The organism is Micrococcus sp. iso_26 (assembly GCF_056172975.1).
This window is the reverse complement of sequence record NZ_JBWBTV010000021.1, coordinates 1-836: the sequence shown is the minus strand read 5'-3', so window position 1 is coordinate 836 and position 836 is coordinate 1. Positions and strand designations below refer to the sequence as shown.

Sequence of the window (836 nt, the reverse complement as noted above, 5' to 3'; positions counted from 1 at the left end):
GGCGCGAGCGTCGTCGGCGAGGGCGGCGTATCCGCCTGTCCGGTAGCGGGCGAGCCAGCGTTGCAGGGTGCGCTCGGTGACGCCCGTGCTGCGGGCCAGAGTGGCAAGCGGGATTGCGTCCTCGACGTGCAGTCGAAGGATTCGCCACCGCTCGCTCGCGTCCATGACCGGCTACATCGTCGGTGAGGGCTTTGCGCGTCGGCGGGCGACGGGTTCGGCGTGCTTCGCGAGCGTCCGGTAGATGGTGGTGCGGCTGACGCCGAGGACATCGCCGATCTGCGCGACGGTCATGTCCTGCTGTTCGTAGAGCCGGCGTGCGGTGCGCACCTGGTCCGCGGAGAGCCGAGATGGTCGGCCGCCGGTTCTGCCGCGGGCTCGGGCGGCGGCGAGGCCGGCGTTGGTGCGTTCCTTGATGAGGTCCCGTTCGAACTCCGCCAGCGCAGCGAAGACGTGGAACACAAGCCGGCCACCGGGTGAGGTGGTGTCAATGGTCTCCTGCAGCGACCGGAACCCGATGCCGCGTTCGGCGAGTGCGTGCAGCTGGTCGATGAGGTGCCGGATGGATCGACCGAGCCGGTCGAGTCGCCAGACGACGAGAGTGTCGCCGGGGCGGAGCTGGTCGAGGAGCTTGTCGAGCTCGGGCCGGTGTTGCAGCGACCCGGACATGGTGTCGACGAACACGCGGTAGCAGCCGGCGGCGCCCAGCGCGTCGATCTGTAGCGACGCGTCCTGGTCGGTGGTGGACACGCGCGCGTACCCGAGGAGGTGACCCATGGAGAGAACGTAGCGAAACTCGACCAGGAGGGGTAGTGGCGGCACGTAGATTCCGGGATTGG

General features: G+C 69.1%; 2 protein-coding genes. Both read right to left on the bottom strand.

All coding sequences use genetic code 11. The features are described from left to right. The coding region (locus tag AC0VX0_RS12355; RefSeq protein WP_475452205.1) for a helix-turn-helix domain-containing protein at window positions 1-165 on the bottom strand (165 nt) is incomplete at its 3' end. Between the two features lie 6 nt (window positions 166-171). After that, on the bottom strand, window positions 172-774 hold the full coding sequence (locus AC0VX0_RS12350) for a recombinase family protein (protein WP_002857200.1): 603 nt from the start codon (window positions 772-774) through the stop codon (window positions 172-174). Window positions 775-836: the final 62 nt, after the last annotated feature.

Coding starts and splice junctions, on each gene's coding strand:
- AC0VX0_RS12350 (WP_002857200.1), bottom strand. CDS start 774: ATGGGTCACCTCCTCGGGTACGCGCGCGTGTCCACCACCGACCAGGAC.